A 25,000-nucleotide genomic window follows, 5' to 3' on the forward strand; every position below is an offset into this window, starting at 1 on the left:
AGGGACGCGGCGCGGGGGAGCGGTGCATGGCCGGCGCCGCAGTCGCGAGGTCGTCGTGAGCCTAGCAGCAGAACGGATTCATGCGCCAATGACGATCATGCGGTGACTGGCCGTGGCCGGATGCCTGCCGCACCGCTATGCTGCCCCGCTCATCAGCACGCGGTTGCCGCCTTGCCGCTTGGCGCCGTACATGGCGTCGTCGGCAAGGCGCAGCAGTTGCTTGTCGTCCTCGGCGTGATCGGGGTAGATGGCCACGCCGATGCTTGCCGATACCTGCAAGAGACGGCCGGCCAGCTCGAACGGCCGGCCGACGGCGGCACGGATCTTCGCGGCGACCGCGCCGGCGTGTTCGGGCAGGCTGATGCCGTTGAGCAGCGCCACGAATTCGTCGCCGCCGATGCGGCCGACCGTGTCGGAGTCGCGCACGCACTGGCTGATGCGCGCGGCCACCTCGCGCAGCAGCAGGTCGCCGACGTCATGGCCATGGTTGTCGTTGACCGGCTTGAACTGGTCCAGGTCGAGGTACAGCACGGCCAGCCGCTGGCGGTCGCGCCGGGCCATGGCCAGCGCGGTGTGCAGCCGGTCGTGGAACAGTTCGCGGTTGGGCAGGTCGGTGAGCTGATCGTGCCGGGCGAGGTATTGCAGGCGGGCCTCGGTCTGCTTGCGCTCGATCGCCGCGGCGATCTGGGTGGAGACGAACTGCAGCAGCGCCTTGTCCTGCTGGCTGTAGCGCACTTCGCCGGAGTAACTCTGCACCACCAGCGCGCCGATCACGCCCTGCTGTCCGCTGAGCGGCACGCCGAGCCATTCCAGCGAATCCCGGCCGACGATCGGGCGCACCCGCGCGGGCAGTTCCACCCGGGTATCCGGCGTCAGCAGCAGCGCCTGCCCGCTGCGGATCACCTCGCTGGTGAGCGTGCCCGAATCCAGGCTTTGCGTCGGGGGCGGCTGGTCGTACTCGTCGACGAAGTAGGGGAAGCTCAGCTCGTCCTTCTTCGCGTCGTACAAGGCCACGAAGAAATTCTTGGCCGGCAGCAGCTTGCCGACGATCCGGTGGATGTGCCGGAACAGCGCCAGCAGATCCTCCGCCGAGTGCGCCGCCTCGGAAATGGCGTGCAATGCCACCTGCATCAGTTCGGCGCGCTTGAGTTCGGTGACGTCGCGCGCCACGGCGATCCGCACCTGGTCCGCCTCCGACCAGCGCGCCGACCACATGATGTGGATGACCCGGCCGTCCTTGCGCACGTAGCGGTTCTGGAAGTGCGGCTTGGGGTGGCCGGCCATGATCTCGTTCGCCGCCTGCAGGGTGCGCTCGCGGTCGTCGGGGTGGACCAGCTCGATCATCGGCCGGCCGACGACCTCTTCCGGCGTGTAGCCGAAGATGCGTTCGAAGGCGGCGCTGACGAAGACGTAGCGGCCCTGGACGTCCACCACGCAGATCGCGTCGAGCAGGAGGTCCATGACGTTGCTGAAGGGGAGGCCGGCGCCCGATTCCAGCGGAGAAGGCGGTTGGTTCATTCGTACCTGTTCGAGCGTGTTGCCTGGCGAGGCGGCGATGCTGGCTTCGAAGCCTATCCGGAATTCGCGCGGGAAATGTCTACGCGCGCATCCGGCCCGCTCGCGACGGCCACGAAATGCCTGCGCCGGGCCGCCTGAGTGGCCCGGCGCAGGAGCGGGCGCTCAGGCGACGGTCAGCGTGACGTCGATGTTGTTGCGTGTGGCGTTGGAGTACGGGCACACGACGTGCGCCTTCTGCACCAGCGCTTCAGCGTCGGCGCGGGGCAGGCCGGGGATCGAGACGGTCAGCTCGACCTCGATGCCGAAGCCGGTGGGGATCTGGCCGATGCCGACCTGGCCGGTCACCTGGGTATCGGCCGGCAGTTGCAGCTTCTGCTGGGCGGCCACGAACTTCATCGCGCCGAGGAAACAGGCCGAGTAGCCGGCGGCGAACAGCTGCTCCGGATTGGTGCCTTCGCCGCCGGCGCCGCCGAGCTCCTTCGGCGTGGTCAGCTTGACGTCGAGCACGTTGTCGGACGAGGTGGCGCGGCCGTCGCGGCCGCCGGTGGCCGTGGCCTTGGAGCGATACAGGACTTTTTCGATGGACATGGGTGTTTCCTTTTCAGGTGGGTTGGGTGTCGCAGTTAATGTATTGCTGGCTATTTGATAGCGCACTATTTAATTAGGCAAAATGGACGGCCTGGTCAGGCGCTGTCGGACAGCTTGCCGCGCAGCTCCTGCAGTTCCCGTTTCAGGTGCATCAACTGGCCCGGTGTGCACCGGGTGGCGCAGAACACCGATTCCTGCACCTTGCCGGCTTTCGCCTGCAGCGCCTTGCCGCGCGCGGTCGGCGAGACCACCACGTGGCGTTCGTCGTCGCGCGAGCGCAGCCGCGTCACCAGCCCCGCCGTCTCCAGCCGTTTCAGCAGCGGAGTGAGCGTGGCCGAGTCGAGGAATAGCCGTTCGCCGATTTCCGACACGCTGAGGCTTTCGTCCTCCCACAGCACCATCATCACCAGGTATTGCGGGTAGGTGAGGTCCAGCGGCTTGAGCAGCTTGCGATAGACCTTGTTCATCGCCAGCCCGGCCGAGTACAGCGCGAAGCACAGCTGCGCGTCCAGCCGGGGCGTGGAGTTCGCGGCAAGTGTCGACGGTGTGCGGGGCGTGCTCATGGCTGCACAAAATATATAGCGCACAATTTAATTGCAAGCTATTTTTACTGGATGGCTTCCGGCACGGGTGAAGTCATGGCCGCTGGCTTAAGCTGGCGCCGCATGCATCGGGCGAGGGACAGGTGATGTGCAGACGGTTTCTGCTGGTCCTGGTCATGGCGTTGCCGGCCCTGGTGACGGCGAAGACCCCGCCGGCCCAGGTGGCCGTGCTTGCCACGCTGCACCAGTTGCATGCGACCACCCCGGCCTATTCGTTCGAAACGCTGGGCCAGGCCATCGAGCGGCTGCGGCCCGATGTGCTCTGCGTCGAACTGCAGCCGGCCGATCTGCAGCAGCGCCCGGCGGAGGCGACCAAGCAGGAATACCCCAGGGTCGTCTATCCGCTGATCGACCGCCATCACTATCGCGTGTATGCGATGGAGCCGGCCGAGCCCACCTACAGCGATATCCTCAAACCGTACATCCAGGCCGGCCACGATTTCAGCGTAGGAGAGCCGGAACAGGCCGAGGCGTTCTCGCGCTACAGCGACGGCGCCTACATCGGCCTGCAGACGTATTGGACGTCGCCGGCGCGGGTCAACGACGCGGTGACCGATTCGGTGCTGCGTGCCAAGCATGAGCTGCAGCAGGCGATGGTCGGCGACGGCGAACGCATCGGCTGGGAACGCTGGAACCGCCAGTTCCTCGGCGTCATCCTGCAGGCGGCGAAAGAGAACCCGGGCAAGCGCATCGTGGTGATCGTGGGCGCCGAGCATGGCTACTGGCTGCGCGGGCACCTGGCCCAGGCGGTCGGCGTGCAGTTGCTCGATACGGCAGAGTTGCTGCGGGCACCGGCCGCGAAACCGGTGCAACGCGCCGGCCGGGCCGACGTGCCGATGACGTAATGGCGATGACCGCTGTAAACCACCATGAGGCCCTTGCATGAACCTTCGGATGACAACCCTTGCGACTCTGGCCGCCGCCGCACTCGCCGCGCTGGCCGGCGGCAACGTGCAGGCGAAAGACACCCACGGCGCACTCCAGCGTGAAGCGCTCGGCGCAGTGGACGCGCTGTTCGCGGCGATGGCGAAACATGACGTGGACGCCTCGCGCCGCTTGATCCTGCCCGGCGCCACCTTCGTGGTGGTATTGCCCGATGGCGCGGTGAAGGTCGAGCCCGACACCGCCTACCTGGAGACGCTGGGCAGGCACAAGGAAGCGTTCCGCGAGCGCATCTGGGACGCACAGGTGACCGTGCAGGGCAACCTTGCCCAGGTATGGGCGCCGTACGATTTCCACCTCGACGGCAAGCTGTCCCACTGCGGCATCGACAGCTTCAGCCTGGTGCGCAACGCCGACGGCTGGCGTATCGCCGGGATCAGCTACACCGTGCAGAAGACGGGGTGCGCGCCGAGCCGGCCGGGCAACGCGAAGTAGCAGGTACCCCATACAGAGCTTCACCCGGCCGGCATTCCTGCCCGTCGCCTTTGACAAGGCCGGCTTATGGCATTACTTGTGGCCGCTTCTGCAAGAAGCCCGGTGCCGCATCGTGGCGCGCCCCGGCATGGACCGACAAGGCTTTACATGCGCCGAGTGACACTGATTGCCTGCGGGGGAACGATCGCCGGCCACGCCGACGAAGCCGGCCGCTTTCGCCCGACGGGCCGTGCCGCCGAACTGCTGGCGGGGGCGACGTTGCCCGCGAACGTCGAAGTCAGCGCGATCGACGCGCTCACTGTGCCGAGCCGCGCGATGTCGCTGGCCGACGTGCTGCAACTGGTGGAGCGTGTCGACGCGCTCGCCTCCGGCGCGCAGCCGCCGGACGGCGTGGTGATCAGCCAGGGCACCGACACCCTGGAGGAAACCGCCTATCTGTTCGCGCTGATGTGCGGCGCGCGGTTGCCGGTGGTGCTGACCGGCGCGATGCGCCCGGGCGTGGTCGCCGGCTCGGACGGCCCGGCCAATCTGGCTGCGGCGATCGCGGTGGCCGCGCAGGCCGAGGCCGCCGCATTGGGGCCGCTGCTGGTGTTCGGCGACGAGATCCACGCGGCGCGTTGGGTGACCAAGGTGCACACCAGCCGCCCCGCGGCGTTCGCCAGTCCCGGCGCCGGTCCGGTCGGCGTCGTCGGCGAGGGCCGCGTGCGCCTGTGGGGGGCGCCGGCGGGGCCGATCCTGGGGCGGCCGCGTGAACTGTCGCATCGGGTCGAGTTGCTGACCATGGCCAGCGGCGACGACGGCAGCCTCGCCGAGGCGGCGGGCCGTTACGCCGACGGCCTGGTGATCGCCGGCATGGGCGGTGGCCATGTGCCGCCGGCAGCGGCGAAGGTGCTGGGGGCGCTGGCCCGGCGCATGCCGGTGGTGCTCGCCAGCCGCTGCGCGGCCGGATCGGTGCTGACCTCCACCTATCGCGGCGAGGGGGCGGAGAGCGACCTGATCGCGCAGGGCCTGCTGCCGGTGGGCAACCTGCAACCGCTCAAGGCGCGCCTGCGCCTGATCGTGGGCCTGAGGCTCGGGCTGGCGCCCGCGGCGATCTTTCCGGTCGATTGAGCCGCGGGCCTGATCCGCTGATTTCGGCGGTGCGCCCTGCGCTCAATCCAGCGGCGCGATCATCATCAGCTGGTCGACCGGGTAGCCGCGCTGGCGCGAGTGCTCCTTGAGTGTCTGGAACAGTGCGCGGTCCATCGAGGGACGGCGCGAGAGTATCCACAGGTGCTTGCGCCCGGGGCTGCCGATCACGGCCCATTGGTAGTCGGCGTCCACCTCGATCACCCAGTAGTCGGCCCATGCCATCGGCAGCCAGGTCAGCCAGGCGGGCACGAAGCGCACCTCCAGTGCCGCGGGCTGGCTCTCCTTCATCCGCGCCACTCCGTCGACGGACATCCGGCCCTTGCCGGTGCGGCAGGTGTTGTGGATGTGGACGGTGCCGTCGGGGTTCGGCGTGTAGGTGGCGACGACGGCATCCAGGCACTTGCGCTCGAAGTACATCGGCAGGCGCGCGATCTCATGCCATTGACCGGCGTAGCGATTGATGTCGAGCGACGGCACGGGCTGATTCGGCAAGGTGGCGGCCACCGCCGGCAGGGCAGCGGCCAGCAGTGCGGCCATCAGCAGCCGGCGGAACATGCGCATGGTCTGGCTCCATCGGTTATGCATGGCGCGGAATCGCTGTCATGCCAGGAAGATGTCGGGCGGTGGGTGACGTCGATGCCATGGGGGGATGCCGGAGAACGAAAGCTGAGACTGCGTTTATCCTCGATCCCGACCCCGGCGGTCCAGTGGTGCAGGCATCTTGATGGTGGCGCATCAGTTCGAAGAGGGAAAGTCGCAGAAGAAGTGCAGCGCCGGGCTGGCTGCAGCGGCGCGGATGGGCATACCATCGGCGCTCCCCGTCGTCATCCCCCAGGAGTTCGCGTGCAGCCGATCATTGCCGTCAGTCAACTCAGCAAGACGTATGCCTCCGGATTCCAGGCGCTGAAGAAGATCGATCTGGAGATTCGCCAAGGCGAGATCTTCGCCCTGCTGGGCCCCAACGGTGCGGGCAAGACCACCCTGATCAGCATCATCTGCGGCATCGTCAATCCCAGCGAGGGTACGGTGCTGGCCGACGGCCACGACGTGGTGCGCGATTACCGCGCGGCGCGTGCGAAGATCGGCCTGGTGCCGCAGGAGCTGACCACCGACGCGTTCGAGACGGTGTGGAACACGGTCAGTTTCAGCCGCGGGCTGTTCGGCAAGGCGGCGAACGCGGCGCATGTCGAGAAGGTGCTGAAGGACCTGTCGCTGTGGGGCAAGAAGGACAGCCGGCTGATGACCCTGTCCGGCGGCATGAAGCGCCGCGTGATGATCGCCAAGGCGCTGTCGCACGAGCCGCAGATCCTGTTCCTGGACGAGCCCACCGCCGGCGTCGACGTGGAGCTGCGTCGCGACATGTGGGCGATGGTGCGCGCGCTGCGCGCCACCGGCGTCACCATCATCCTGACCACCCACTACATCGAGGAGGCCGAGGAGATGGCCGATCGGATCGGGGTGATCCACAAGGGGGAGTTGATCCTGGTCGAGGACAAGGCCGAGTTGATGAACAAGCTTGGCCGCAAGCAGCTGACCCTGCACCTGCAGAACCCGCTGGCGAACATTCCCGCCGCGCTGGCCGATGACCCGCTGGAGTTGTCGGCCGACGGCCACGAACTGGTCTATACCTTCGACGCGCAGGGCGAGCACACGGGCATCGATGTGCTGCTGCGCCGGCTCGGCGAGGCGGGCATCGACTTCAAGGACCTCAAGACCAGCCAGAGTTCGCTGGAGGACATCTTCGTCAGCCTGGTGAGGGAGCGCGCATGAACATTTACGCGATCCGCGCGATCTACCGCTTCGAGATGGCGCGCACCTGGCGCACCCTGCTGCAGAGCATCGTTTCGCCGGTGATCTCCACCTCGCTGTACTTCGTGGTGTTCGGTGCGGCGATCGGCTCGCACATGAACGGGATCGACGGGGTCAGCTACGGCGCCTTCATCGTGCCGGGGCTGATCATGCTGTCGCTGCTGACGCAGAGCATCTCCAACGCCTCGTTCGGCATCTACTTCCCGAAATTCGTGGGCACGATCTACGAGATACTGTCGGCGCCGGTGTCGCCGTTCGAGATCGTCGCCGGCTACGTCGGCGCGGCGGCGAGCAAGTCGATCATCCTGGGCCTGATCATCCTGGTCACCGCGCGGCTGTTCGTGCCGTTCCAGATCGAACATCCGCTGTGGATGCTGGCGTTCCTGCTGCTTACCGCGGTGACCTTCAGCCTGTTCGGCTTCATCATCGGCATCTGGGCGGACAACTTCGAGAAGCTGCAGCTGGTGCCGCTGCTGGTGGTGACGCCGCTGACCTTTCTCGGCGGCAGCTTCTATTCGATCCACATGCTGCCGCTGTTCTGGCAGAAGGTCACCCTGTTCAATCCGGTGGTGTACCTGATCAGCGGCTTCCGCTGGAGCTTCTACGGCGTCGCCGACGTCGGCGTGGGCGTCAGCGTGGGCATGACCCTGGTGTTTCTCGCGGTCTGTCTGGCCGCGGTGTGGTGGATCTTCCGCAGCGGCTACCGGTTGAAAGCCTGAGCGGGTTGTCAGGTCAGCGCGGTATGCGCGTGGAACGGCAGCAGTGTGGCACCGGTGCGCGCGACGGCGGGCTCGGCCACGCCGAGCTTGTCCTTGCTGGCGTCGATCACCACCAGGATGCGGCCGGCCGCGATCTCGTCCTTGAACTTGCGGCTGACCACGTCCGGCACTTCGAAGCCGACCATCTCGCCGATGCAGGTGCCGAATGCCGCGCCGGCGACGGTCATGGCTGCGGCGCCGGCCAGCGTCACGCCCAGCGGCGGCACGGCGACCGCGATCAGCCCCAGCAGCAGGCCGGTACCGCCGCCGCAGACGCCGCCGCGTACGGCGGCAGGATAGAAATCGTTGCGCCCCAGCATCAGGTGGTCGGGGATCTTTTCCAGCTCGATGTCCTCGCGGGCCACCAGCGAGATGTCGTTGTCGTCGACGCCGGCCGCGCGTGCCGCGGCCATCGCGGCGCGTGCCGCGGCCAGGTCGGGTGTGCTGAATACGCATCGGGTTTTCATGAGGTCTCCCTCCGTGTTCCGGCGTGGCGTCACTCGCGCGGATGGGGCTCTCCGGAGCTCATGCGTACCACGCGGGTAAAGCGGACGAGCAGTATCCATCCTTGTCGCAACTGTGTTGTGGGCGCGTGACACGGTTGTTATCAAAAACGGTTCAATGGGCCCGCACGGGCATGCCGTTCGCCATCACGGCGCCGCGCCGGTAGCTGAGCAGGCGGCCACGGAACGGTGCAACGTCGGTCGCGTCGAAGCGGCTGCGCAGTTCGGTGGCGGCAAATCCCTGGCCGACCAGCGCGCGGGTGAACGGCGCACTGTTGCCGCGGCCCGGATCGGTGATCAGCACTTCGGCGTCGGGCAGGGCGTGGCGCGAGACCATCGCCGCGAGCAGGTCCGCGTGGCCGCTTTCGTAAAGGATGTCGCTGCCGATGATCAGGTCGAAGCGTCCGAGCGTGACGTCGGGCACTTCCCAGCGCAGGTCGCGATAGACGATGGCCGCCAGCTGGTTCAGCGTGGCGTTGTGGCACAGGAACGATTCGGCCAGCGGGTGATGGTCGCTGGCGGTAATGTCGGCACGGCGCTGCTGCAGCACCAGGCTGGACAGGCCCAACCCGCAACCGAGTTCCAGGATGCGCTTGCCGACGATGTCATGGGTGGCCATCGCCTCGGCCAGTGCCCGCCCCGCCGGCCATACCTGACCGAACAGGCTCCACAGCGCCGACGAGATGCCGATGCGATGGGCCAACTGGTGCGGGTCGGCGAATTGCTGCAGGTCGCTCAGTGCCCGGATACGGTAGTCGTGGCCGCCAAGGCGGACCACGAGTTCGCGGGTGGAATAGCCCGGCATAAGTGCTCCCGTAGGGTATCGTCCCGGCTATCGGCAGGCGGGATGAAACGTGGATGGGGGCAGCGGCCCTCGCCACGAGGCGCTGGGAGAAGAGGATGCATGGCCAGCTTACCTGCAATGCCGGTAGGGTGTTGCCAGGCCAGTTCGATCGGGCTGGATGAACGAATCGGGCGTGGGCAAGTCCAACACAGGCATTCGATGGCAGAACGGGAGTGATCGTGAGCAGACGAGCATCGGCGGGTAGCTGGATCGGGGCGGTGGTGGTGGTGCTGGCCATCGTGGCGGCGGGCGTGTACCTGGCACGCAAGGCGATGCATCCAGGCCCATCGCCGACCACCGCACCCGTTGCGTCGGCATCGGCTCCCGCGAGCGCCGCCAGTGCACCGATCCAGCACCCGATCGAGCAGGCGCAGACTGGGCCGGCGACGGCTTCGACCAGCGCGTTGCCGGCACTGGGCGACAGCGACGCCAGCACGATCGCCGCACTCGCCGTGCTGGCCGGCGGCAACGACCTGTCCCCGCTGCTGGTGCGCCAGCAGGTCATCGCACGCATCGTGGCGACCATCGATGCGCTGCCGCGTCACGACGGGCTGGCTACGTTCACGCTGCCGGCACGCGTGCCGAAGGGTGCGTACATCGTCGATGAAGCCGATGGCGGCACGGTGGCCGGCGAGCGGAACGTTGCCCGCTACGCGCCGTACATGCAAATTGTCGATGCCATCGATCCGCAGGCGCTGGTGGCCTGGTACGTGCACGCCTATCCGCTGTTCCAGCAGGCGTATCGGCAACTGGGCTACCCGAAGGGCTATTTCAACGACCGCCTGGTCGTGGCGATCGACGACCTGCTGGCCGCGCCGGAACCGGCCCGGCCGCCGACCGTGGTGCGCTCGAAGGCGTTCTACGTCTATACCGATCCCGCGCTGGAATCGCGGTCCACCGGGCAGAAGCTGCTGTTGCGCGTGGGGCCTGCCAACGAGGCGAAGATCAAGGCCAAGTTGCGCGCGATCCGCACGCAGCTGACCGGGCAGAACCTGCATCCGGCACCGGCGGGAACGGCCGGGTAGACTCGCGCGCCCGGTTTTCGATTTGCGACGATGGCCATTCGACCCACGCCTCCCGACCAGCCTCGGCTCGACCTGCTCGGGGCGGCCGGCGCCCGGCCTGCCGAAGTGCACCGATTGTTCTTCGCGTTGCTGCCGGACGCCGCGGCGCGTGCACGGCTGGCGCAGGCGGCGCAGGCACTCAAGGCCAGTCATCCTGGCCTGCGCGCGCGCTGGGTGAACCCGGCACGCTATCACGCCACGCTGCATTTTCTGGGCGACCACGCGCTGCTGCGGCAGGACGTGGTCGACGCGGCCGTGGCTGCCGCGGGCAAGCTGCGCATGGCGCCGTTCGAATGGGTGCTGCACGAGGCGGCCAGCTTCCATGGCCGGCAACCGCCGTTCATCCTGCGCAGTTCGAGCGTGCCCGAACCGCTGCAGCAGCTGTGGCTGGACCTGCGCCATGCGCTCGTGCTGGCCGGGCAGGGCCGCCATGTCGCACGCAGCTTTACGCCTCATGTCACGGTCGCCTACAGCCATGCTGCGTTGCTGGATGTCACGCCGCTCGAACCCGTGGCATGGCGGGTCGAACGCGTTGCGCTGATCCACAGCGTGGTCGGCCAGCAGGATTATCGGGTGCTGGCGGAGTGGTCGCTGCAGACGGTGGCGTAGAGCACTCTCAGGCGTAGGGTGTGCCGTCCTTGTGCGAATAGTGATCCACGCCTGGCGCCAGGTGCAGGTCGATGTCTGAATAGTGGCAGGCGTCGTCGTCGCAGCGGGTGCCGATGTCGAGATAGACGGCCGTTTCTTTGCCGCGGTTGATCATGTGGTGGCCATCGGGCACGTTTTTCGGAAATGCCGCACCATCGCCGGCGCGCAGCAATTGCTCGCCGGCTTCGGTGAGCAGGGTCAATTCGCCGGCCAGCACGTAGACGAATTCCTCCTCGCGACTGTGCCAGTGGCGCTGGCTCGACCATGCGCCCGGCGGCAGATGCACCAGGTTGACGCCGAAATCGGTCAGGCCGCCGGCATGGCCCAGCGCCTGCCGGATGCGCCCGCTGACGGGTTCCGCGTAAGGTGCCGGGTAGTCCGAACCTGAGCGTCTTGGGACCTTGTCGACATCGACTTTTGGCATGGCTTGTTCCTCGCGGCGGAGGGAAGGCCGCTTTCGATGAATCATTGTGCACCGGCCAGACCTTGGTTGCGCTGACCCGGTCGGCGATCGGTTTTTGAACACCGGCCGGGTTACAGTGGCGGTATCGTCGCTGATGTCATGTGGAGGTCGGTGAGATGATGCGTTGGCTGTGGCTGGTCTGTGCGGCGGTTCTTTGCACGTTGCCGATGCAGGCGGCATTTGCCGTCGAACCCGTGGTTGCCGGCGGCACGGCGAGCCATGGCATGGTGGCGCAGATCACGCTGGATGGCCCGATCGGCCCGGCCGCCGCGGAGTATTTCGACGACGCCTCGAAACGCGCGGTGGCCGATGGCGCCGTGGCGATCGTGCTGCGGCTGGACACGCCCGGCGGGCTGGCCGATTCGATGCGGCAGATCATCACCAGCATGCTGTCCTGCGAGGTGCCGGTGCTGGTGTACGTTGCCCCAGGCGGTGCGCGGGCGGCTTCGGCCGGAACGTATATCCTGTATGCCGGGCAGATCGCCGCGATGGCGCCGGCAACCCACCTGGGCGCGGCGACGCCGGTGCAACTGGGTGGCGCCCGGCCGGTGCCGCTGCCCAAGGCCGGCGACCAGCCGGCGGCAGCGGGTTCGGCCGCCAAGGACGAGCCGGTCGCCGGCGACGATGCCGAGTCGCACAAGGCCATGAACGATGCGATCGCCTATATCCGCTCGCTGGCGCAGTTGCGCGGGCGCAACGCGCAGTGGGCCGAACAGGCGGTGCGCGGCGCGGCCACGCTGACCGCCAGTGAGGCCGCGCAACAGCATGTGATCGACTTCGTGGCAGCGGACGTGGCCGACCTGCTGGCCAAGGCGGACGGACGCAAGGTGCAAGTCGGCGATCGCGACGTCACGCTGCAGCTCAAGGGCGCGCCCGTGCGCGAGTATGCGCCCGGTGCGCGCACGCGCTTCCTGGCGATCGTCACCAACCCCACCATCGCTTATCTGTTGCTGCTGGCCGGCATGTTCGGCTTGCTGCTGGAAGCCATGCATCCCGGCGCCATGTTGCCGGGCGTCGCCGGTGGCATCTGCCTGCTGGTTGGCCTGTACGCGCTGCAATTGCTGCCGGTGAACTACGCCGGGCTGGCCTTGATGGCGCTGGGTGTCGGCTTGCTGGTGGCCGAGGCGGTCAATCCCAGCGTGGGTGCGTTCGGCGCCGGCGGACTGGTTTCGTTCGTGGTGGGCTCGGTGATGCTGATGAATACCGGGGTACCCGGTTATGGCGTCAATCTTGGCGTCATCGCCGGTATCGCGATGTGCGCGGCGGGCTTGCTGGCCTTGATTGTGTGGCTGGTGTTCCGTTCGCGCCGCGCCGGGCCGGTCACCGGCGATGCGGCGATGCAGATGGACACCGGCGAACTGCTGGAGCCGGTGGAAGCCGGCGGCGAGGCCTGGATGATGGTGCGCGGCGAGCGCTGGCGCGTGCGTTGCGATACCGCATTGCCGGCCGGTGCGCGGGTGCGCGTGGTGTCGCGGCAGGGGTTGCTGTTGCGGGTCGAGCCGGCATGACCCGGCGCGGCCATTTCATGAAAGGCAGGAGATGATCATGTTCGGATTCGTCGGTGTACTGGTAATTCTTGGCGTGCTGCTGCTGTTCTCCGCGGTGAAGATCCTGCCGGAGTACCAGCGCGGTGTGATCCTGACCCTGGGCCGCTACACCGGGACCAAGGGGCCCGGACTGGTGCTGCTGGTGCCGTTGGTGCAGCGGATGATCCGCGTCGACCTGCGCGTGACCGTGATGGACGTGCCGCCGCAGGACGTGATCTCGCGCGACAACGTCTCGGTGCGCGTGAATGCGGTGGTCTATTTCCGCGTGGTGGAGCCGGACAAATCCGTGCTGCAGGTGGAGAACTTCCTGCAGGCCACCAGCCAGCTCGCGCAGACGCGACTGCGCTCGGTGCTCGGCCAGCACGAGCTGGACGAGATCCTGTCGCAACGCGATTCGATCAACCACACCTTGCAGACCATCCTCGACGAGGCCACCGATCCGTGGGGCATCAAGGTCGCCAACGTGGAGATCAAGGACGTCGACCTCAACGAGACCATGGTGCGCGCGATCGCCCGCCAGGCCGAAGCCGAGCGCGAACGCCGCGCCAAGGTGATCCACGCCGACGGCGAGCTGCAGGCCGCCGAGAAGCTGCGCGACGCCGCCGCGATGCTGTCGCAGCAGCCGCAGGCCTTGCAGCTGCGCTACCTGCAGACGCTGGCCGACATGTCCAACAACGGCAAGTCCTCGACCATCGTGTTTCCGCTGCCGCTGGACCTGATCCGACCGCTGATGGAGGCGTTTCCGGCAAAGTCCGATCCGGCCTCGAACCGCTGAACTGGCGCAGCCGTTCAACGCGGGTGAATAATGCCGCCCATCTCCTGCCAAGACGAGCGATCACCATGGATGCAGCACGTTCACCCGGAAGCCTGGTCTGCGTGGGCCTGGGCATGACCCTGGGCTCGCACCTCGGTCCGCTGGCGCGCAGCCATATCGAACAGGCGGACGTGGTGTTCGCCGGGCTCTCCGACGGCATCGTCGAGCTGTGGCTGAACAAGATGCATGCGGACGTGCGCAGCCTGCAGCCGTACTACCGCGAAGGCAAATCGCGCATGCAGACCTACCGCGAGATGGTCGAGGCCATCCTCACCGAGGTGCGCGCAGGCAAGCGGGTGTGCGGGGTGTTCTACGGCCATCCCGGCGTGTTCGCCTGGGCGCCGCACAAGTCGATCGAGGTAGCCCGCAGCGAGGGTTACCCCGCGCACATGGAGCCGGGCATTTCCGCCGAGGACTGCCTTTACGCGGACCTCGGCATCGACCCGGGCCGCTACGGCTGCCAGCATTTCGAGGCCAGCCAGCTGCTGTTCTACCAGCGCCGGATCGACCCGACCGCCTACCTGGTGCTGTGGCAGGTGGGCCTGGTGGGCGACCAGTCGCTGGCCCGCTTCTCGACGGGCCCCGCGTACAAGCAGGTGCTGGTCGACGTGCTGGCGCGCGACTACCCGCTCGATCACGAGATCACTATCTACCGCAGCGCCACCTTGCCGATCCAGCAGGCGCGCGTCGAGCGGGTGAAGCTCGGCGACCTGCCGCAGGCGAAGGTCGAGATGGAGGATACGGTGGTCGTGCCTCCTGCCGGCCCGCTGCAGCCGAATACGGAAATCCGCGCGCGTCTGGCCGAACTGGACCGGGCGGAGGGTGCGACTCCGGTGGGTATTCTGTGAGCAGGTAGACAAGTTGGTGTTGGCGGCGTCTCTACGATGGTTTGGCGCAGGCTTGTGGTTGCCGGTGGCTCTCGGTGGTTCTTGCCGTCTGGCAGCCGAGCGATCTGCGCAATTCCCAACCCATCATTACCTGGAGAGCGCCATGTCGAACATCATTGATTTTCTTGAAACCATCGGGCAAAACGCCAGCCTGCGCTATGCTTCGCCGGAGGAAATGCAGCACGTCCTGGCCGATAGCCAGGTGGGTAGCGAGCTGCAGGAGGCTGTGCTGGCCGGGGATCAACAGCGACTGTCGGAGTTGCTGAGGGCGAAGAATACCTGTTGCATGCTGATGCCGGGCCGAGTCAGCTGTCTGCTGATGTCCGGCATGAATGACGAAGATGAGATCCTTGGCGAGCGGTGTGCCTGAGGTATTGACGGAGCATTGACCAGTGCCCAGGCTCGTTTGGTCGATGACCAACACGCAGTTGGGTGTTCATTGCAAAGGCAATCGTTTGGCGGATCGCTGATTCAATTCCAGCGCAGGGCCCATGCCTTGCGCTGGAAGCAACAGAGGAAAGTGGTTTTTGTAAAATGCGCCTGACCGATATTTCGGTTATCGCGACAAGCCGCCGACACGACCAGTTGCGGGACGGCCAATTATCAAGGGGGAGGGGAAATGCCGAACGTCATCGATTTTCTTGAGCGAGCGGGGCAGGACGCGCTGTTGAGACGTGCATCGCACGTTGAAGTGGAGCTTGCGTTGGCGAATATGCAGGTCGAGCCGGAACTGCGGTCGGCAATTCTCGACCGGGATCCTTCGCGGCTGGAAGCATTGCTGGGGCGTGTGCCGCTACTGTGCATGCAGTTCCCTGGCAAGGAGGACGAAGAAGAGGAGGACGATACTGAGGAAAGCCCGTCACGGGAAGGCGAGGAGATGGTTTTAAAGCCATGTCCCGCAGCGCAGCTTCGGTAGTCTGGCCGATGCCTGGATCGGGCAGGTTGCGCATGGCGTTCTTCGCCATTTCGATCCTGCTCGCTTCCTTGCTGGCAGGCACGCTCTGTGCGGCTGTGTCTGTACCTGTAGACCCTGTGGACCCGGAGCAACTGCTCAGGCGAGCGGATGCCATCAAGACATCGAACCATGCGGAGTTCGCGGAACTCCTGAAGCAGCTTGATGGTGATGCGATAAAACTGTCCGCGGAGCAGCAGTGGTACCTGCGTTTTCTCGATGCCTGGGAAGCCGCCTACAGTGGCGATTACAAGACCGCGACAACGTCGCTGAACGCCATAATGGATCAATCGCCCAGCACCACTCTGCGATTTCGCGCGGGTGCCACCTTGGTCAACATGCTCGGCATCGGACATCGCTATGAAGAGGCGTTCGCAAGGCTGAGCCAGCTTCTCGATCAACTGCCGGAGGTTGACGACAAGGAGGCGCGCTTCCAGGGGTTGGGCGAAGCTGCGCAGTTGTACATTGAAGCGGGTCAGTATGACCTTGCCTTGAATTACGCGAATCAGTTGCTCGCCGAAAACCCGACCGGAGAATATGCCTGCAAAGGCAGGTATCTGGTGCTCGATGCGCGTTATCGCAGCGGCAAGCTGCAGGATATCGCCCGGCAATTCCAGGAAGGCGTCGATGTCTGCGTCGAAGTCGGTGGAACCCTTTTCGCCAACGGGATTCGCGCAGACATGGCGAGGTTCGAGATCGAGCAGGGGCGCGCGGCGGCAGCCATCAGCCTCTTGCAAAAGAACTATGCCGACGTCTTGGGCGCCAAGTACCAGAGTTTGATTTCACAGTTCGACGCACTGCTGGCAATGGCGTACTGGAAAGACGGCCAGGTTGTTCTGGCGGAGCGATTCGCTCACGACGCGATCAACAGCAGCATCAGGAACGAATACACCGAATCCCTGACCACGGCCTACGAGCTGCTTTACCGGATCAAACTGCAGCAACGTGATTTTGCTGCCGCGCTTTCCTGGCACGAGAAGTACATGGCGTCCGACAAGGCCGACTTGAACGACGTCAGTACGAAGGCGCTGGCGTACCAGGTGGTCAAGCAGCAGGTACAGGCGAAAAAGCTGGAAGTCGAAACGCTGGGCAAGCAGAACCAGATACTGCAGCTGCAACAGGCGCTGGACAGGAAAGCTTCCGAGACGAGCCGGCTGTATATCGCGTTGCTGCTCAGCGTGCTGGTCTTCATCGCGCTGTGGGCTTACCGGATAAAGCGTTCCCAGCTGCGCTTCATGCGGTTGGCGCGTCGCGACGGGCTCACGGGCATCTTCAACCGGCAGCATTTCCTCAACGAGGCCGAGTTGCAGTTGCAGTACTGCCGCCGGGCTTCGCGCGATGCCTGCCTGGTGCTGATCGACCTGGATCATTTCAAGGCCATCAACGACACCCACGGCCATGCCGTGGGTGATCGCGTGCTGCAGCGTGCCGTGGATGCATGCAAGGCACATCTGCGCTCGACCGACGTCTTCGGCCGCCTCGGCGGCGAGGAGTTCGGCATCCTGTTGCCCGAATGCTCGCTGGAACAGGTACTGGCGCGCGCCGATCAGCTCCGTTCGGCGGTCGCCTCGGCGGCGTCCCATGGAGATGAGCTCGACATCCAGATTTCCGCCAGCTTTGGCGTCGCCTGCTCGATCCGTTCAGGTTATGAGCTGCACTTGCTGCTGGTACATGCCGACGAGGCGCTGTATCGGGCCAAGCGCGAAGGCCGCAACCGGGTCAGGGTCAGCGACGATGGTGCGGAAGCGTGCCACCGCGCCGAAGTGGCCTCCATCGAAAGGGGCTGATGAGTCCGGGCCGGCCCATGCATCATGGGGAGTCCTTGGCCGTGGCTTTGGCCGGTGGCATGTCCAGCCTGTCGAAGTTCACGATCGCGTTGAGCACCAGCGGATAGCTGCCGATGGTTTCGCCGCGCCAGATCGGGTTGCTGGCGAACAGCAGCACGTGACCCTTGCCGTAGCGGGCGTCGACCACGGCGGCGCGTTCGGCCATCTCGTCGCCGCCGTCGAGCAGGCCGGAGATCAAGAGGTCCCTGGCGTCAACGCAGCGCAGAATCACCCGCGGGCGCTGGAACTCCTTCGCGGTCGGCGCGTGTGCACCGTTGGAATGATGGTGTATTTTCGCTTCGTTGGGCGAGCCAATGGGGGTAGCGGGGGAAAAGATAAGTCTGACAAGACGAATTGATGCAGCCTTCATCGGGCCGCCAGCTTTCAATCATTCTAGCGAGGGAGATGGCCGGTGTTCGATGTGATCGATTTTCTTGAAAGTGTGGGTCAGGATGCACAGCTGCGTTACGCTTCTTCGGAGAAGGTTGTCGCCACTTTGGCGGGTCAATCGATAGATTTTAAGTTTCGCGATGACAAAGACGGGAAAGATGATGCCGATAAAGATAACAGCGATAAAAGGGCAGCATAGAGGCCCGATGGGTGACTATTTAACATTCATGCTGTTTCAGGACGTCGTGTTGTGAATCGATGTCGGCGCAAGGGTTCGGCCTTGCGTCCGACATGTCGGAGAGACAGATTTTCGATGTACTTGCATTGACCATAGGCAGTATCGAAATCACCAACTGTAGGGGGTAGACCAATGACGGGTGTCATCGATTTTCTGGAAAGGATGGGGCAGGACGCGCAATTGCGTCATGCATCCCAGGATGAAATGGGGTTTGCGCTGGCCGGCGCAGAGATTGATCCGGAATTGCGGGTGGCGATCCTTGCCAGGGATGAGCAGGGATTGCAGGCGTTGCTGGGACAGGATCCCTTCTGCTGCCTGATCAGCCCTGCCAAACCAGGCGAGGAACAAGAGGAATGTGATGGTAGCTGCAAAGAGGGTGAAGAGAAGAAGGACGACAAGGACAAGGACAAGGACAAGGACAAGGACAAGGACAAGGACAAGGACAAGGACAAGGACAAGGACAAGGACAAGGACAAGGACAAGGGGAAGAGAAGGGATGGAGATTAAAAGCCAGGTTTCACGACTTGCCGTTCCTGCGCCTGCGACCACTGACTAGCTCATGGACCAGGCGGGCAGATACAGGTTGGTATTCGCTTGCTGCGTGCTTCTGCTTTTATTTGTAGCGGGCGCGGCTGCTACGACGGCGACCATATCCAACGATCCTGCGCAGTTGCTGAGACAAGCTGAAAACGTCGAGCCCTCCAATCATGCCGTGTTCAATGAGCTGATGGGGCGACTCGACAAGGTCACGATGACGCTCTCACCGCAACAGAAGTTGCATCTACGTTACCTTGAGGCTCGGCGGGTCGCCTTTGCGGGCAACTACGCCGCGGCGTTGCCTTTGTTGACAGCGCTTGCCGATCAAGCCGCGGATCCCGTTCTAGCATTTCGCGCCAACGCCAACGTGATCGACCTGTTGGTTGCCCAATCCCGCTATGAGGAAGCCTTTGTCAGGCTCAATCCATTGTTGGATCAGCTGTCGCAAATAAAGGAAAACGATGTTCGCATCCAAGGTCTCACCGCCACGGCGCAGTTGTACACCGAGGCTGGTCAATACGATGCGTCCATGCGTTATGCCGATCAACTGATCAAGGAGAGCACTGACGCCCAGAGTGCATGCAGGGGCTGGTTCTTGAAGTCCGATGCGCTGTTTAAAAGTGGCAGCGCACAGTTGCCCGCCGATCAGCTTCACGATGGCACGGAGGCATGCGGAAAGGCGGGCGATACACTGTTTTCGCTCAGTTTTCAGTATTTGCTGGCGAGTTTCGACCTGCGGCAGGGGCACACTGAGTCGGCTATTCGCGTGCTGCAAGAGAGCTACCCCAAGGTGCTGCAAGCAGGCTTTCCGCCTCAGGTTTCCCAGTTCGAGGCGACCTTGGCTACGGCTTACTGGAAGAGTGGCGATCTTGCCTCGGCGGCGAAATTTGCCAATAGCGCCCTGGTGACGAATGCCAGCAGGCAGTATTCGGAGTCGACGGCCAACGCCTATCGAGTGCTTTACGAGGTCGACAAGGAACTGGGCGACAGCAGGGGCTCCCTGGCATACCTTGAAAAATACGTAGCTGCCCACGATGGCTATCAGAGCCGGCTCAGCGCGAAAGCACTCGCCTATCAGATCGTCGAACAGCAGGTACTGACGAAAAAACTGCAGATCGAGGGGCTGGACAAGAAGAACAAGATCCTCACCCTTCAGGGAGAGCTGGACCGCAAGGCGGTGGAAACCAGCCGCTTGTACATCGCGTTGCTGGTGCTGGTGCTGGCATCCATTGCGCTGTGGACATACCGGATCAAGCGTTCGCAATTGCACTTCATGCGGCTGGCGCGGCGCGACGGCCTTACCGGCATCTTCAACCGGCAGCACTTCGTCAACGAGGCCGAGCGGCTGTTGCGTTATTGCCGCAAATCGGCGCGCGATGTCTGCCTGGTGCTGATCGACCTGGATCACTTCAAGCTGGTCAACGACACCCATGGGCATGCGGTGGGCGACCGGGTGCTCAGGCGCGCGGTCGATGCCTGCCAGGCGCACCTGCGCTCCACCGACGTGTTCGGCCGTCTCGGCGGGGAGGAGTTCGGCATGTTGCTGCCCGAGTGCACGCTTGACAACGTGCTGGTGCGGGTCGAGCAGATGCGCGCGGCGATCGCCGCCGTTTCGAGCGCCAAGGATGCGCCCGGCATCCCGATCTCGGCCAGCTTCGGCGTGGCCAACGCGGCCGACTGCAGTTATGAGTTGCGGCAGCTGATGATCGATGCCGATCGCGCCCTGTATCAGGCCAAGCACGAGGGGCGCAACCGGGTCAGCCTTTTTGGCGTCGGCACGCGCAGCTGAGCGTCGTGTGGGCGCATGGTGGCCTGCTGTCCTTGCGATGGCGGCGACATCACGGTGCTGGGGGCGCAGCATTCCGTGTTTGTCGCCGCGACCGGCGATCGTGGACGGGGCCTGCCGCATGGACAGCCGGGTAGGGGCGCGTTACAAAGGTGGTCGATTCCACCGGTGGGGAGCGTTCCGATGCGCATCAGGAGTTCTGTCTTGCTGGCTGCCCTGGGCCTGATCGCGTTTTCGCTGCAGGCGGCAACGGGGCCGGAGTTGGAGCGGGCGCCATCGATCAACGCCGCCGATTTCGCGCGCTTCGACAAGGCGCTCAGTTCCGACGCGTTCGGCGGGCGCAAACCCGGCACGATCGGTGCGCAGCGCACCACCGATTTCCTGGTGGCCGAGTTCAAGCGGATGGGTTTGCAGCCGGGCAACCACGGCTCCTGGTACCAGACCGTGCCGGCCGATTCCACCTTGCTGCTGAATACCGACGTCACCCTGGACGTCACCGCCCGCGGCAAGCCGCTGAAGCTGGCATACCGCACCGACATGGTGGCGCAGACTCTGCAGGCGAAACCCGAGGTCGCGCTGAAGGACTCGCCGGTGGTGTTCCTCGGCTACGGCGCGGATGCGCCTGCCTGGCACTGGAACGACTACCGGGGTGTCGACGTGAAGGGCAAGACGGTGATCGTGCTGGTCAACGATCCCGGCTTCGCCACCCGCGACCCGAAGCTGTTCAACGGCCGTGCGATGACTTGGTACGGCCGCTGGCCGTACAAGTATGCGGAAGCTGCGCTGCAGGGCGCCGCCGCCTGCTTCATCGTGCATACCAGCGACGCCGCGGCCGGCTATCCGTGGAGCGTGCTGCAGAACGGTTCGGTCGGGCCGCAACTGAGCCTGCCGGGCAGTGTCGACCCATCGCCGCGGTTGCCGGTGGCCGGCTGGCTGACGCGCGACGCGGCCACCCGGCTGTTCGCCGCCGCCGGCTTCGATTTCGCTGAACTCGAACGGGCCGCAGCGAGGCCGGGCTTCGAGCCGGTGCCGTTGCACGCGACGGCCTCGATCACCCTGCACAACAAGATCGGCCACATCGAATCGAAGAACGTGGTGGCGATGGTCGAGGGCAGCTACAAGCCCGACGAGGTGGTGGTCTACACCGCGCACTGGGATCACCTGGGCACCGATCCGACCCGCCAGGGCCATCAGGTCTATGCCGGCGCGATCGACAACGGCACCGGCCTGAGCATGTTGCTGCAGATCGCCGGCGCGTTCGCGCACCAGGCGCGGCCGCCCGAGCGCAGCGTGCTGTTCTTCATGCCGACGCTGGAGGAATCGGGCCTGCTCGGTTCGCAGTACTACGCGGCGAAGCCGGTGTTCCCGCTGAACCGCACGGTGGCCGACATCGCCGTCGACGCGTTGCCGGTCATCGGCCCTGCACGCGACATGACGGTGATCGGCAAGGGCCAGTCCGAGCTGGAGGACATGCTTGCCGGCGTGCTGCGCAAGCAGGGCCGGGTGATCTCGCCGGAGAGCACGCCGGAGAACGGCTTCTACTTCCGCTCCGATCATTTCAACTTCGCGCGGGCCGGCGTGCCGGCGATGCTGGCCAGCTCCGGCCTCGACCTGCTCGATGGCGGCAGGGCCGCCGGCCAGAAGGCGGCCGACGACTATACGGCGCACCGCTATCACACGACGAACGACGTGTTCGATCCGCACTGGAACCTGCAAGGCATCCTCGAAGATACCCAGGCGCTGTACGAGCTGGGCCGGCACCTCAGCCATGCGGGAGTGTGGCCGCAGTGGTACGCCGGCAGCCCGTTCAAGGCCGCGCGCGATGCCATGATGAAGCCGCCGGTGAAGCCGGCCGCGCCACCGTCGAAATAACGCGGGTTCGTCGTCGGCCTTAGGGTTTCGCCGGCGGCGTATCCAGCTTGTCGAAGTTCACGACCGCGTTGAGTACCAGCGGATAGCTGCCGATGGTTTCGCCGCGCCAGATCGGGTTGCTGGCGAACAGCAGCACATGACCCTTGCCGTAGCGGGCGTCGACCACGGCGGCGCGTTCGGCCATCTCGTCGCCGCCGTCGAGCAGGCCGGAGATCAAGAGGTTCTTGGCGTCGGCGTAGCGCAGGATCACCCGCGGACGCTGGTCGGCCGGGATCACCCACGGGTTGTTGCGCATCTGCTCGATGTTCAGCGGCAGCGGCTGCCATGGCTTGACGTCGGGCAGGGCGGCCGGAGCGATCGAGGCGCGGCCTTCGGGCGTGTCCGTGTCGTGCGGGCCGCCGCGTCCGGTCGGGCGCTGGAAATCCTTCGCGGTCGGCAGGCCCTTGTCGCCGGTGACCAGGTTGGACACCTTGAACGACTGGCCGGCTGCGCTGTACAGCGCCAGTTCGTCGCGGCTGTAACCGGTGGCGATCGGGCCGCTGCGGTCGACGAACTTCGCCTGCAGCACGCTGCCGACGACTTTCAGCTTGTCGGTTTTCGTGACGAACACGCCCGGCGCCAGGCCGACATCGATGGCGAACTTCGCCGTGTCCTCGGCGGTGATCAGCAAGCCGCCGGCCTGCACGAATCGCTTGAGGTTCGCGACGCCGCTCTCTCCCAGTCCGGGGCGGATGTCGTCGGTGGCGTCGATATGGCCCAGGTTCGGCGTCAATGCGGTGGTCTTCCACGGCAGCGGATTGCCCCACATCGGCAGGCCGTCGATGATCTGCTGGGCGCTGGCGTCGCCGACCGGACCGAACAGGATCACGTCGTACTTCGCGCGCAGGTCGCCGGCTTTCGCCACGTCCTGGGTGCTGATGTAGTCGTACGGCACCTCCAGCTTGTCCAGCGCCATGCGCCACCAGCCTTCGGTCTGGGTGCTCAGCCAGGTGTGCATCAGCGCGATGCGCGGCAGCTTCGCCTGCGGCATGTCGACTGCGGCCAGACCTTGCGGCACGGCGATCGGCCCGTCGAGCAGGCTCATCGGCGCCTTGAGGATCGCGGTGTCGGTCACCCGCACCACCTGCACGTCGAACAGGTCGCCCATCGACCAGCCGGTGTCGTCGTAGGGGTGCTGCTGCGGGTCCTTCGGCGACCAGTACTGGCGGTCGAGCAGGGTGTCGACGATGCGCGAATACGGCTGGTCCATGCGCACGACGTAGCTGCCGGCGGGGAAGGTCCGCGTTTTGGCCTTCTTCTTGTCGTCGTCCTGCTTCGGCAGCGTGACCGTGACCGGCGCGCTGGTGCGGCTGATCTCCGCGTGCTGCAGTTGCAGAACCCGCAGCAGCTGGGCGCGCGAACCGGGGCGCTTGTCGTCGGCCGGGAACACGTACGCAGCCGGGCCGGCCTGCTGCGGCTTCTCGATCGAGCGCTTGCTCTTCAGGTAGAAGTTCTTCAGGAACTGCTGGCCGTTGCCGGCGAAGTAGTTGAGCGCGGTGAGCAGGCCGGTCTGCTGGTAGTTGTTGTTGTTGCGCTGCGACCACTTGACGGTCGGCAGCGGCGGGTTCGGGCGGTACCAGGTGCGCTGGTATTCCTCGGGGTCGAGGATGCGCTGCACGGTGTCGGCGCCGGCGTTGCCGAAAGTTTCGTACAGGCGGCTGATGCCGTTGTGCATGGCGGCGATGAACATCAGGTAGCCCGGGCTCCAGGTGTCGAAGTCGCCGTGGGTGAACACGCCGGGCATGCCGAGCCGGGTCATCTGCTGCACGTTGTCCCAGCCCAGCTGTTGCCACTCGCCGGTGAGGATGGGGTCGATCCATGCGTTGTACGGGCCATCGCCCACGGTGTTGTCGTACAGGAACGGCACCGATTCGTGCAGGTCGTGCAGCACCTGCGCGTGCCAGCCGACGAAGGTGTCGGCCACGTGGCGGGTGAGGTTCAGCGACATCCCCATCGCGTCGCGGTTGTTGTCGTGCGCCACGTAGTGGCCCCAGTACAGCAGCCGCGGGTAATTCTGGCCCGGATGCGCCAGGTGCCAGTTGTACAGGTCGGCCATGCGGTCGCGGCCGTCGACCTCGACCACCGGCGTGATCAGGGTGACCACGTGCGAGCGGATCTGCCGGATGTACGGCGCCTCGTCCACCGCGAGGCGGTAGGCCAGTTCCATCAGCGCGGTGGGCGAGCCGGTCTCGGTGGAGTGGATGGCGCCGGTGATGTAATAGACCGGCGTGGACTGTGCGATCAGCTGGTCGGCCGTGGCGTCGTCCATGCCGATGCGGCGCGGATCGGCCAGCTTGGCCAGGCGCGCCTTGTTCGCGTCGAGGTCGGCCAGCAGGCTTTCGTCGGCGATCGCCACCGCGATCATCTCGCGGCCTTCCTCGCTCTTGCCGATGGTGAACACCTTCACCCGCGGGCTGGCCGCGGCCAGTGCGCGGAAGTAGCGGTGGACGTCGGCCACATGGGGCAGGTAGTCCGGTGCGCCGGCGATGTGGCCGAGCACCTTGTCCGGCGTGGGCACGCTGGCGGAGGCGGGCAGGTAGTCGGTCAGCGGCGAGTTGAACGAGGGATCGGTGGTGAACTTCAGGATCTGCGCCGTATACGCCTGGTCGACCGGCTGGGCCGGGTCGCGGGCATACGGCTTCGAGTTGTCGGGTTCGGTCGCCGCAAATACACCGCAAGTGCCTGATGCCAGCAGCACGGCGAGCAAGAGCCGGATGGACGCGCGCATGATGAGTTTTCCCCTGGAGCTGCAAGGCAGCTGACCGCTGCACTCTGCCAGAACGGCAGCGGCCGCGTGTAGCCCATCA

The 25,000-nt window shown here is 65.5% G+C and carries 26 protein-coding genes; 17 read left to right on the forward strand and 9 right to left on the reverse strand.

Features of this window, described 5'->3' with window-relative positions; translation table 11 throughout:
- Positions 1 to 135: 135 nt before the first annotated feature.
- From KK131_RS12430 to KK131_RS12440, 3 genes are all read right to left on the reverse strand, one after another.
- Positions 136 to 1,518, reverse strand: coding sequence for a diguanylate cyclase (locus KK131_RS12430; protein ID WP_214557039.1), 1,383 nt, complete (start codon positions 1,516 to 1,518; stop codon positions 136 to 138).
- A gap of 162 nt (positions 1,519 to 1,680) precedes the next feature.
- Positions 1,681 to 2,106 carry an organic hydroperoxide resistance protein gene (locus tag KK131_RS12435; RefSeq protein ID WP_214557040.1) on the reverse strand — a complete coding sequence of 142 codons (426 nt, stop codon included), beginning with the start codon at positions 2,104 to 2,106 and terminating at the stop codon, positions 1,681 to 1,683.
- 95 nt (positions 2,107 to 2,201) lie between these two features.
- Entirely contained in the window at positions 2,202 to 2,669 is a 468-nt protein-coding gene (locus KK131_RS12440; RefSeq protein WP_214557041.1) for a MarR family transcriptional regulator, read from the reverse strand.
- Between the two features lie 125 nt (positions 2,670 to 2,794).
- Between KK131_RS12440 and KK131_RS12445 the strand changes: the two genes are divergently transcribed.
- The 3 genes from KK131_RS12445 to KK131_RS12455 all read left to right on the forward strand — a co-directional run bounded on the left by KK131_RS12445 (position 2,795) and on the right by KK131_RS12455 (position 5,195).
- Positions 2,795 to 3,553, forward strand: coding sequence for a hypothetical protein (locus KK131_RS12445; RefSeq protein WP_214557042.1), 759 nt, complete (start codon positions 2,795 to 2,797; stop codon positions 3,551 to 3,553).
- A gap of 49 nt (positions 3,554 to 3,602) precedes the next feature.
- Entirely contained in the window at positions 3,603 to 4,085 is a 483-nt protein-coding gene (locus tag KK131_RS12450) for a DUF4440 domain-containing protein (RefSeq protein ID WP_250887243.1), read from the forward strand.
- Positions 4,086 to 4,232: 147 nt separating this feature from the next.
- A complete protein-coding gene (locus KK131_RS12455) occupies positions 4,233 to 5,195 on the forward strand; it encodes an asparaginase (RefSeq protein ID WP_214557044.1) in 963 nt (320 codons plus the stop codon).
- 42 nt (positions 5,196 to 5,237) lie between these two features.
- Here KK131_RS12455 and KK131_RS12460 read toward each other — a convergent pair whose 3' ends face one another.
- Positions 5,238 to 5,777: a lipocalin family protein gene (locus KK131_RS12460; RefSeq protein WP_214557045.1), complete on the reverse strand. Its 540-nt coding sequence runs from the start codon at positions 5,775 to 5,777 to the stop codon at positions 5,238 to 5,240.
- A gap of 282 nt (positions 5,778 to 6,059) precedes the next feature.
- On the opposite strand from KK131_RS12460, the gene KK131_RS12465 reads away from it, so the two are divergent.
- Together KK131_RS12465 and KK131_RS12470 are read left to right on the forward strand one after the other, a co-directional pair.
- Entirely contained in the window at positions 6,060 to 6,986 is a 927-nt protein-coding gene (locus KK131_RS12465; protein WP_214557046.1) for an ABC transporter ATP-binding protein, read from the forward strand.
- Entirely contained in the window at positions 6,983 to 7,744 is a 762-nt protein-coding gene (locus tag KK131_RS12470; RefSeq protein ID WP_214557047.1) for an ABC transporter permease, read from the forward strand. Before KK131_RS12465 ends, KK131_RS12470 begins: the two co-directional genes overlap by 4 nt.
- Positions 7,745 to 7,752: 8 nt before the next feature.
- Here KK131_RS12470 and KK131_RS12475 read toward each other — a convergent pair whose 3' ends face one another.
- Both KK131_RS12475 and KK131_RS12480 read right to left on the reverse strand, forming a co-directional pair.
- Positions 7,753 to 8,250: a hypothetical protein gene (locus KK131_RS12475; protein WP_214557048.1), complete on the reverse strand. Its 498-nt coding sequence runs from the start codon at positions 8,248 to 8,250 to the stop codon at positions 7,753 to 7,755.
- A 151-nt stretch (positions 8,251 to 8,401) separates the two neighbouring features.
- On the reverse strand, positions 8,402 to 9,091 hold the full coding sequence (locus tag KK131_RS12480; RefSeq protein ID WP_214557049.1) for a methyltransferase domain-containing protein: 690 nt from the start codon (positions 9,089 to 9,091) through the stop codon (positions 8,402 to 8,404).
- Between the two features lie 218 nt (positions 9,092 to 9,309).
- Between KK131_RS12480 and KK131_RS12485 the strand changes: the two genes are divergently transcribed.
- Together KK131_RS12485 and thpR are read left to right on the forward strand one after the other, a co-directional pair.
- Positions 9,310 to 10,155 carry a DUF3014 domain-containing protein gene (locus KK131_RS12485; RefSeq protein WP_214557050.1) on the forward strand — a complete coding sequence of 282 codons (846 nt, stop codon included), beginning with the start codon at positions 9,310 to 9,312 and terminating at the stop codon, positions 10,153 to 10,155.
- A 30-nt stretch (positions 10,156 to 10,185) separates the two neighbouring features.
- The gene (gene thpR / locus KK131_RS12490) at positions 10,186 to 10,803 is read left to right on the forward strand and encodes an RNA 2',3'-cyclic phosphodiesterase (RefSeq protein ID WP_214557051.1); all 618 of its coding nucleotides are present in this window, start codon (positions 10,186 to 10,188) and stop codon (positions 10,801 to 10,803) included.
- Positions 10,804 to 10,810: 7 nt separating this feature from the next.
- Here thpR and KK131_RS12495 read toward each other — a convergent pair whose 3' ends face one another.
- Positions 10,811 to 11,266, reverse strand: coding sequence for a cupin domain-containing protein (locus KK131_RS12495; protein ID WP_214557052.1), 456 nt, complete (start codon positions 11,264 to 11,266; stop codon positions 10,811 to 10,813).
- Positions 11,267 to 11,472: 206 nt separating this feature from the next.
- Here KK131_RS12495 and KK131_RS12500 point away from each other — a divergent pair, with 206 nt between their 5' ends.
- From KK131_RS12500 to KK131_RS12525, 6 genes are all read left to right on the forward strand, one after another.
- On the forward strand, positions 11,473 to 12,813 hold the full coding sequence (locus KK131_RS12500) for a nodulation protein NfeD (protein WP_250887290.1): 1,341 nt from the start codon (positions 11,473 to 11,475) through the stop codon (positions 12,811 to 12,813).
- Positions 12,814 to 12,850: 37 nt separating this feature from the next.
- Positions 12,851 to 13,627 carry a slipin family protein gene (locus KK131_RS12505; RefSeq protein ID WP_214557054.1) on the forward strand — a complete coding sequence of 259 codons (777 nt, stop codon included), beginning with the start codon at positions 12,851 to 12,853 and terminating at the stop codon, positions 13,625 to 13,627.
- A gap of 65 nt (positions 13,628 to 13,692) precedes the next feature.
- Positions 13,693 to 14,514: an SAM-dependent methyltransferase gene (locus KK131_RS12510; RefSeq protein ID WP_214557055.1), complete on the forward strand. Its 822-nt coding sequence runs from the start codon at positions 13,693 to 13,695 to the stop codon at positions 14,512 to 14,514.
- A 142-nt stretch (positions 14,515 to 14,656) separates the two neighbouring features.
- Positions 14,657 to 14,923 (forward strand): hypothetical protein, encoded by a 267-nt coding sequence (locus KK131_RS12515; RefSeq protein ID WP_214557056.1) that lies wholly within the window; start codon positions 14,657 to 14,659, stop codon positions 14,921 to 14,923.
- Between the two features lie 249 nt (positions 14,924 to 15,172).
- Positions 15,173 to 15,469, forward strand: a complete 297-nt coding sequence (locus tag KK131_RS12520) for a hypothetical protein (RefSeq protein WP_214557057.1) — start codon at positions 15,173 to 15,175, stop codon at positions 15,467 to 15,469.
- 32 nt (positions 15,470 to 15,501) lie between these two features.
- On the forward strand, positions 15,502 to 17,292 hold the full coding sequence (locus KK131_RS12525; protein ID WP_214557058.1) for a GGDEF domain-containing protein: 1,791 nt from the start codon (positions 15,502 to 15,504) through the stop codon (positions 17,290 to 17,292).
- Positions 17,293 to 17,314: 22 nt separating this feature from the next.
- Here KK131_RS12525 and KK131_RS12530 read toward each other — a convergent pair whose 3' ends face one another.
- Entirely contained in the window at positions 17,315 to 17,530 is a 216-nt protein-coding gene (locus KK131_RS12530; protein ID WP_214557059.1) for a hypothetical protein, read from the reverse strand.
- A gap of 213 nt (positions 17,531 to 17,743) precedes the next feature.
- On the opposite strand from KK131_RS12530, the gene KK131_RS12535 reads away from it, so the two are divergent.
- The 4 genes from KK131_RS12535 (at position 17,744) to KK131_RS12550 (ending at position 22,154) form a co-directional block, all read left to right on the forward strand.
- Positions 17,744 to 17,920: a hypothetical protein gene (locus tag KK131_RS12535; protein WP_214557060.1), complete on the forward strand. Its 177-nt coding sequence runs from the start codon at positions 17,744 to 17,746 to the stop codon at positions 17,918 to 17,920.
- A 171-nt stretch (positions 17,921 to 18,091) separates the two neighbouring features.
- Entirely contained in the window at positions 18,092 to 18,466 is a 375-nt protein-coding gene (locus KK131_RS12540; protein ID WP_250887244.1) for a hypothetical protein, read from the forward strand.
- A 52-nt stretch (positions 18,467 to 18,518) separates the two neighbouring features.
- On the forward strand, positions 18,519 to 20,285 hold the full coding sequence (locus KK131_RS12545) for a GGDEF domain-containing protein (protein WP_250887245.1): 1,767 nt from the start codon (positions 18,519 to 18,521) through the stop codon (positions 20,283 to 20,285).
- Between the two features lie 201 nt (positions 20,286 to 20,486).
- Positions 20,487 to 22,154 carry a M28 family peptidase gene (locus KK131_RS12550; RefSeq protein ID WP_250887246.1) on the forward strand — a complete coding sequence of 556 codons (1,668 nt, stop codon included), beginning with the start codon at positions 20,487 to 20,489 and terminating at the stop codon, positions 22,152 to 22,154.
- A 19-nt stretch (positions 22,155 to 22,173) separates the two neighbouring features.
- Here the strand turns inward: KK131_RS12550 and KK131_RS12555 are convergent, their stop codons facing one another.
- Entirely contained in the window at positions 22,174 to 24,921 is a 2,748-nt protein-coding gene (locus KK131_RS12555; RefSeq protein WP_214557062.1) for a M14 family zinc carboxypeptidase, read from the reverse strand.
- Positions 24,922 to 25,000: the final 79 nt, after the last annotated feature.

Source organism: Rhodanobacter sp. LX-99, from assembly GCF_018599185.1.
Taxonomy (GTDB): domain Bacteria; phylum Pseudomonadota; class Gammaproteobacteria; order Xanthomonadales; family Rhodanobacteraceae; genus Rhodanobacter.

What these genes read in the sequence shown, in the direction of transcription:
- KK131_RS12430 (WP_214557039.1), bottom strand. Translation starts at nt 1,518, where the DNA reads ATGAACCAACCGCCTTCTCCGCTGGAATCGGGCGCCGGCCTCCCCTTC.
- KK131_RS12435 (WP_214557040.1), bottom strand. Translation starts at nt 2,106, where the DNA reads ATGTCCATCGAAAAAGTCCTGTATCGCTCCAAGGCCACGGCCACCGGC.
- KK131_RS12440 (WP_214557041.1), bottom strand. Translation starts at nt 2,669, where the DNA reads ATGAGCACGCCCCGCACACCGTCGACACTTGCCGCGAACTCCACGCCC.
- KK131_RS12445 (WP_214557042.1), top strand. Translation starts at nt 2,795, where the DNA reads ATGTGCAGACGGTTTCTGCTGGTCCTGGTCATGGCGTTGCCGGCCCTG.
- KK131_RS12450 (WP_250887243.1), top strand. Translation starts at nt 3,603, where the DNA reads ATGACAACCCTTGCGACTCTGGCCGCCGCCGCACTCGCCGCGCTGGCC.
- KK131_RS12455 (WP_214557044.1), top strand. Translation starts at nt 4,233, where the DNA reads ATGCGCCGAGTGACACTGATTGCCTGCGGGGGAACGATCGCCGGCCAC.
- KK131_RS12460 (WP_214557045.1), bottom strand. Translation starts at nt 5,777, where the DNA reads ATGCGCATGTTCCGCCGGCTGCTGATGGCCGCACTGCTGGCCGCTGCC.
- KK131_RS12470 (WP_214557047.1), top strand. Translation starts at nt 6,983, where the DNA reads ATGAACATTTACGCGATCCGCGCGATCTACCGCTTCGAGATGGCGCGC.
- KK131_RS12475 (WP_214557048.1), bottom strand. Translation starts at nt 8,250, where the DNA reads ATGAAAACCCGATGCGTATTCAGCACACCCGACCTGGCCGCGGCACGC.
- KK131_RS12480 (WP_214557049.1), bottom strand. Translation starts at nt 9,091, where the DNA reads ATGCCGGGCTATTCCACCCGCGAACTCGTGGTCCGCCTTGGCGGCCAC.
- thpR (WP_214557051.1), top strand. Translation starts at nt 10,186, where the DNA reads ATGGCCATTCGACCCACGCCTCCCGACCAGCCTCGGCTCGACCTGCTC.
- KK131_RS12495 (WP_214557052.1), bottom strand. Translation starts at nt 11,266, where the DNA reads ATGCCAAAAGTCGATGTCGACAAGGTCCCAAGACGCTCAGGTTCGGAC.
- KK131_RS12500 (WP_250887290.1), top strand. Translation starts at nt 11,473, where the DNA reads ATGCAGGCGGCATTTGCCGTCGAACCCGTGGTTGCCGGCGGCACGGCG.
- KK131_RS12505 (WP_214557054.1), top strand. Translation starts at nt 12,851, where the DNA reads ATGTTCGGATTCGTCGGTGTACTGGTAATTCTTGGCGTGCTGCTGCTG.
- KK131_RS12510 (WP_214557055.1), top strand. Translation starts at nt 13,693, where the DNA reads ATGGATGCAGCACGTTCACCCGGAAGCCTGGTCTGCGTGGGCCTGGGC.
- KK131_RS12515 (WP_214557056.1), top strand. Translation starts at nt 14,657, where the DNA reads ATGTCGAACATCATTGATTTTCTTGAAACCATCGGGCAAAACGCCAGC.
- KK131_RS12520 (WP_214557057.1), top strand. Translation starts at nt 15,173, where the DNA reads ATGCCGAACGTCATCGATTTTCTTGAGCGAGCGGGGCAGGACGCGCTG.
- KK131_RS12525 (WP_214557058.1), top strand. Translation starts at nt 15,502, where the DNA reads ATGGCGTTCTTCGCCATTTCGATCCTGCTCGCTTCCTTGCTGGCAGGC.
- KK131_RS12540 (WP_250887244.1), top strand. Translation starts at nt 18,092, where the DNA reads ATGACGGGTGTCATCGATTTTCTGGAAAGGATGGGGCAGGACGCGCAA.
- KK131_RS12545 (WP_250887245.1), top strand. Translation starts at nt 18,519, where the DNA reads ATGGACCAGGCGGGCAGATACAGGTTGGTATTCGCTTGCTGCGTGCTT.
- KK131_RS12555 (WP_214557062.1), bottom strand. Translation starts at nt 24,921, where the DNA reads ATGCGCGCGTCCATCCGGCTCTTGCTCGCCGTGCTGCTGGCATCAGGC.